This is a genomic window from Vulcanisaeta distributa JCM 11216, assembly GCF_001315985.1.
Classification (GTDB): Archaea; Thermoproteota; Thermoprotei; order Thermoproteales; family Thermocladiaceae; genus Vulcanisaeta; species Vulcanisaeta distributa_E.
On sequence record NZ_BBBI01000034.1, the window covers coordinates 1 to 5,673 of the forward strand.

A 5,673-nucleotide genomic window follows, 5' to 3' on the forward strand; every position below is an offset into this window, starting at 1 on the left:
CAAAAAGCATATATAAGGTAAAATTGTCTAAATGAGGATAATTTTGGAGAGCCACACTCTGCGTCGAGAATATGAAGCTTGTGGTCAATATAATTATGTAGATATTCTCCTTTATGGCCTTCCCTATTGTTTCTTCAGTATTCATCGCAGGCTTTTTAATAGTAGTATCATAAAAATCATGCAATTCTCGTATAATTGTATAAGTGATTAATATGAAGGGGATTATGAAAATCATTACCATTTGAAAATAACTATATGAGTATATAGAGATTATATTCATAGAACTAAATAACCAATCGTCATTAGAATTATTAGTAATAAATGCATTAAGGCTAACGTTTCTTACTATGAACCACTCAAAGTTAACCGTATAGTAAGGCCCAAAGACATTATGTTCCTCAGTTATTTGAATCCACTGGGGTTTCATGATGGTTCCTTGAATATTTAATTGAAGCTGTGTATAGTTATAAACAACTAACCCTGGAGCTAATAGGTAGAAATTACTAGAGTTAAGATATTCTATCTTGTTACTTAATAGGAGCCAGAACACATTACCATCAGTTAAATATACATCAAGTTGAGTTATTTTTCCATCCTTTATATCTCGTATCAATGTCCTGAGAAATGTGGTTATATTTATAAAGGATTCGTTTGGTTCAGTAGTATAAATGCCATTAAGGATATAGTAAGGAAGAAGAATACTAGGAAGAAGTCCTTGGGGGGGATATGAGAAGGTATAAGTTTCGGTTATTAACATTTGTGGAAAAGCGTTAAAGTTAGCATTACAGGTACTTACATAACCTACAATTATACTCTGTGTATCATTACATTTAGTTATATCTTCAGATGAGGAATACGGATAATATGGATAGTAATAATAATAAATGGCATATATTTTATTATTCTCCTGAAACGCTATTATTACATAAAGACTATTATACCCACCATTTAGATTAATGGATTTTGGGAATAAAAAGATCAAAAGGGTATTATTTAGATCAAAGGGATTGCTCGTATTATATGGATAGTGCTCGCTAATCTCCAGCCATATACTGGATGGTAATGAAAATAATAGTATAACGGTAAACGCAATAATTACTAGCACTATAACGATAGCAATCATCAATGGCATTGTTGGTCTACTATGCCTTACATTTACTGAACCACTAACATTGTTCATAACATAATTTAATGTAACATTGTTTTTTAAATTTACCGTTATGGTATTGATGATTTTCCGCTATCCTGGCATTTCTGTATAACATCTCCAGGGTTATCTCCGTGGATAGGTTCATCCTCCTCATTATCTATATGGTGATCCTGCCCTAATCTGTTTTGGGAATTTCGCAATACATGTGCCTTATCATTATTCAACGTAGATATCCCTAGTTAGGCATTACAATGATGAGTTAGGAAACACCGAGGTCTAGCCCCCCCTTATAAGCCGCTGTATTTAGTATCAGCGTGACTAGGAGGAGGGCTGACTCGATTGAGTCCGAGCTCTCGAGGCTTGTTGAGCTCGGCTTTAGTAGGCAGACTGTTGATAGGCTAATCAATGCCGGCGTCAATAGCCTTAGGCAAATCCTCCTCTTCAACGCTGAGGAGCTTCAGGAACTGCTTGGTTCGCCAGACACCGATTTGCCTAGGCGATTAATCAACACTGCTAGGGAGTTACTAGCCGAAGCCCCCCCATCCGCGGTCACTGCTAGGGAGAGGATTGAGGCAATCAGCAAAATGCCGGTACTGGGACTGGCGTCGAGGGCTTGGACCAAGCCATTGGTGGTCTACGCTTCGGCGCGAGTCATGAATTCGCCGGTGAGTTTGGTGCTGGGAAGACGATAATGGCCCTGCAGGTGGCGATTGCCAGCATTTCGCAGTTCGGCTTTAGGGTGGTTTACATAGACACTGAGAAGACGATTGACCAGTACCTTGGTTCTAACCTAATCAGGAACATGGCCAGTAGGTTCAACGTTGACTACAACCAGGCAATCAGCGATTACCTACTCGTCTTTAACCCAGCAACGGTTGATGACCTAGAGGACTTCATAAAACTGAGGCTCACAGACCTAGTCATAAGCGGCAACGCCAGGGTGGTGATTGTCGACTCAATAACTGCACTGTACAGAGCCAGTTCAGGGGGGGTAGGGAGAAGTTGGCCGAGAGGCAGCAACGCCTACACTACGTACTCGACTGGCTTAGGCGCTTAACAATTAGGCTTGGTGTTTTGGTTGTCTACACTAACCAGGTCATGACCAGCCCCCCCACGGGGGGGTACATAGAGGTTAAGATGCCCGTTGGTGGCAATGTACTAGCCCACACAGTCAACGCAAGGTGGTTAATGACGAGGGCTAGTAAGAGCAAGGGCGAGGGATTAATGAAGGCGCTGGATGTCCCAGGCCTGGCCCCGGGCTTTGAGGTCAAGTACTCAATAGGTGATGATGGACTGCATTGAGCTTGGGATTGAATGAATTGATTAACTCAACGTATTTACTTTGCCGATTTTCAACAATTTATAATTATTAATTGATGAAAAATCAGTGCCTTATTAGGTCCAGTGGGGGGGTTAGTGGTTAAATGAGTCAAACCGGTGATGTTGGGCTGAGGGGGGGCTTTGTGGTTGTTAATGATGATGGGTTCCCAGTGGATGCCCTCAGTGGACTTGTGCTTAGGGATTACGTAATCGAAGGCACCGAGGAGAGGCCGGTTAAGACAGACCCAAGGGCCAGGGATAATACACTAATCAATACAAGGCCGAAAGTTTCACCCAACCCTAAAATAGAGCTACTCAAGAGATTTAGAGCCGACATGGTGGGTGATGCTGATAGGGTCAGGGGGGGTGTTGTGGATGTGATTAATGAGTTAACGGAAGCCGTGATGAGGGTCTTCATTAATCGTGGATTCAACGTCCATAAGTCCCAGGTGCGTAAACTCGTTGATGTGCTCATGGCTAGGTGGGGGGGTGAGGGATCCTCGAGGCTGTTGAGGGTCCTCGACTGCGTGTTGGATGTGGCGTGCGTGGGTTACCTGGGTGAGAGGTCGATTGTTGAGGGTGCCATTGCTGAGGTGTTTGGTAAGGATTGGCTGGTTAAGCAATTCATTGAACGGGCGATTAATGAGTGGAATGCCCAGGGAGTCCTCAGCATCGACGATGCCTACCGAGCCTACATTGAGGTCAGTAGGATGGCTAGGGTGGTGGGTAGGAACTACCCAACCAAGACCCTAATCGACCTGGCAATAACCTACCTAATACTCATAAATGCCGGCGAGGAGGACACGAGGAACTACCTAAGCATAATGGGTAGGGAGGAACTACTTGAAAAGCTCAGGGAGTTAATGCTCGGAACACGGTAATGCATACTTCAAGTGTGGAGTCGAGCCCCTCTCACGAGCCCCACGATCTCACCTAAGGTGAGATCGTGGGACCTCGTCAACTTTGTAAAAACAGCAATTAGTTCTTCTACAACTGAGTCCCGTGCACGGCACGTGGGGGAACCCTCGAGGAAGGTAGCCTTATAAACCGCTCTACTCCCCCCCTTTATTAAATGGTCTCTGCCGGTGTTGCTCAGGAGGTTGGTAGGGTTGTTGAGAGGCTTGGGCTTAGGGTTGTGGGTAGGTATAGTCATAGGTTGATTGACGTTGTTAGGGATTACGTACTGCCCAACTGGCACCCATGCCCATGCAGCCACACGCCTGAGGAGAGGGTTGTCGTTGAGGGGGGGCACATTGAGGACCTAGCCATCCGCGGAGTCGCCCTCCTAAACCCCGTGGTTGTTGCCGCGGTACTGGGCGTTAAGGTCATCCTGGCGCCGACGTGCGTTGCTGAGGCGGCGTTGGTCATGCTCAATGAAGGGGGGGGAGGGATGTGCTCGAGAGGGCTCAGGTCGAGGTTTGGGACCTCGGTGAGTTCAGTGAGCCATTCCTAGCCAAGGCAGCCGCCGCCTTATTGTGCATAGTCTACGGCGGTAGGAGGCATAGTGAGGTTAGGCTTAGCTTCGTTGAGGATTACCTAAAGCACTTGGTCCTCGACATAGCCGGGAGGTACAGTAAGGATGAGGCGCTCAATTTCATTGAGGGGCTTGAGCAAAGGAGGGACGTGATGGTACTCGTCGATGAGTTGGCGAGGATAACCGGGTTGAGTAGGCAGAGTATTCATAGGTACCTATCCGCCGTGCTTAGCGATCAATTCATTAAGGAACTGAGGGAGTTGGTGAGGAACTCAGACGACGTTAGGGCGATTATCGAGAACATGAGGAGGTCGAGGGGGGGAGGTGAGGCTTGGCCCATGGCCAGGCTATACATAAACACAATATCAAGTAAGCTGGGCATGAGCACCAACGACCTGAAACCACTGGCCACATTGAGTAAGAGGAGCCTTGAGGCGCTGGCTAGGGTCGTTGTGGAGCTCGTCAATAGGGGGGGTAATGAGGGTGGCGCCAGGGACTTGGTGATTAAGGTGCTGAGGTACCTCGAGGTTGGTGAGGTTGATAGGGCTGTGGAGTTGATAAGCGAGAGGTATGGCGAGGTGATTGAGGCGAGGAGACCAAACCCCATTGAGCACGCCCCCTAGGGATTCAACGCCAAGGCCAGGCGTGGTTATTAATGACGCGGAGCATCCCATTGATGGCGCAAGCCCGCAGGGCAGTGGCGGGGGGGGAGTCGTTAAGGAGGTGGGTAGTGAGGCTGGGAGTGCGAGGCTGGGCGTAGTGCGTCGTTTAGGGGTAAGTTTGAGTTTGTGTGTGGTGGTGAGGTCTGTGGTTTGTTTAGGGAGTTGTCTAGGGCTTCGCTTAATGGTGATGATTCCCTGATGCTTAGGGTTTTGCTCACCCTAGCCTCGAGGTATGCCGAGAGGGTTGGCAGTGAGGCGTTGGGGGATTTCCTGAGCGCATTGGTTGGGCGCGTCAATGACACCGAGTTAGTTAAGGCATTGCAAAGGCTCACCGAGGGGGGGATAGGCTCATTATTAAGTACGTGGCTGAGCTAATGAGCGTTGATGGTGAGGTCCTCGGTGTGCTAAGCCAAATTAAGGATGATGTCAAGGAGTTACTAAGGGCTGTTAAGGAGGGCGGTGTGGGTGAGGTTTGTGAGGCTATTCAGTACTTAATTGCTGACTTAATGAGTTCATTGCCGAGGAGGGTTGGGGACTCGGTAAGCGTGAGGGTTAGCTGCGCCTAACAACCCCCCCTTATTAAGGGGGTTAATCAACGAATTTGATGAGCCTGCCATCCCTCGGTGTTTTGGGTGTTGGCTTGTTTGGTGGTATTGCGGCTTCGGTGTTGATTCACGGCTTTGTTAAGTACCTCCACGGCCCAACGCCTGAGGTTAGGAGGGAGGGCATTGACGAGGTTGTGGACGTGGTAGTCGGCTCAGTGATGCTTGGCACCCTCTACACACTACTACTCATCTCCAACTTCTTACCCATCCTCATCCACGGCATTGCATCCTCAATACCCATCAACAACTCAACATCACTGAGTAATTACCTGCCTACTACCAACAACCCGCAGTTGTTGCTTAGGTGGGGGGGCTACTCAACAGCCCTCAGGTACTTCAGTGATGTGACAAGCTTCTACGCAACCTTCTGGTACACAGTACTGGCGTTGAACCTAGTCCCTGTCACGAGCCCACTCAGTTGGTACCTGCAACAAAGCACTTGGTACCTCCAGACAATGATCA

Annotated in this window: 7 protein-coding genes and 2 pseudogenes; 8 read left to right on the forward strand and 1 reads right to left on the reverse strand. The window is 47.6% G+C overall.

Annotation, left to right across the window (positions count from 1 at the left end; all coding sequences use genetic code 11):
- Positions 1–1,180 (reverse strand): hypothetical protein (locus JCM11216_RS13710; RefSeq protein ID WP_243676432.1); only part of this gene is annotated, 1,180 nt, incomplete at its 3' end.
- A gap of 284 nt (positions 1,181–1,464) precedes the next feature.
- Between JCM11216_RS13710 and JCM11216_RS20185 the strand changes: the two genes are divergently transcribed.
- From JCM11216_RS20185 to JCM11216_RS13745, 8 genes and pseudogenes are all read left to right on the forward strand, one after another.
- Positions 1,465–1,842, forward strand: a complete 378-nt coding sequence (locus tag JCM11216_RS20185; protein ID WP_243676433.1) for a hypothetical protein — start codon at positions 1,465–1,467, stop codon at positions 1,840–1,842.
- A pseudogene (locus JCM11216_RS13715) lies at positions 1,764–2,452 on the forward strand (hypothetical protein). Before JCM11216_RS20185 ends, JCM11216_RS13715 begins: the two are co-directional and overlap by 79 nt.
- Before the next feature lie 122 nt (positions 2,453–2,574).
- Entirely contained in the window at positions 2,575–3,351 is a 777-nt protein-coding gene (locus JCM11216_RS13720) for a hypothetical protein (protein ID WP_054854562.1), read from the forward strand.
- 191 nt (positions 3,352–3,542) lie between these two features.
- Positions 3,543–3,923, forward strand: coding sequence for a hypothetical protein (locus JCM11216_RS13725; protein WP_054854563.1), 381 nt, complete (start codon positions 3,543–3,545; stop codon positions 3,921–3,923).
- A complete protein-coding gene (locus tag JCM11216_RS13730) occupies positions 3,863–4,567 on the forward strand; it encodes a hypothetical protein (RefSeq protein ID WP_243676434.1) in 705 nt (234 codons plus the stop codon). The genes JCM11216_RS13725 and JCM11216_RS13730 overlap by 61 nt, the downstream gene beginning before the upstream one ends.
- A 165-nt stretch (positions 4,568–4,732) precedes the next feature.
- Positions 4,733–4,981 (forward strand): hypothetical protein, encoded by a 249-nt coding sequence (locus tag JCM11216_RS13735; RefSeq protein WP_054854565.1) that lies wholly within the window; start codon positions 4,733–4,735, stop codon positions 4,979–4,981.
- Positions 4,969–5,172, forward strand: coding sequence for a hypothetical protein (locus tag JCM11216_RS13740; RefSeq protein ID WP_054854566.1), 204 nt, complete (start codon positions 4,969–4,971; stop codon positions 5,170–5,172). The genes JCM11216_RS13735 and JCM11216_RS13740 overlap by 13 nt, the downstream gene beginning before the upstream one ends.
- Positions 5,173–5,210: 38 nt before the next feature.
- Positions 5,211–5,673, forward strand: a pseudogene (locus JCM11216_RS13745) (hypothetical protein); the annotation flags it as partial.

Coding starts and splice junctions, on each gene's coding strand:
- JCM11216_RS13720 (WP_054854562.1), top strand. CDS start 2,575: ATGAGTCAAACCGGTGATGTTGGGCTGAGGGGGGGCTTTGTGGTTGTT.
- JCM11216_RS13725 (WP_054854563.1), top strand. CDS start 3,543: ATGGTCTCTGCCGGTGTTGCTCAGGAGGTTGGTAGGGTTGTTGAGAGG.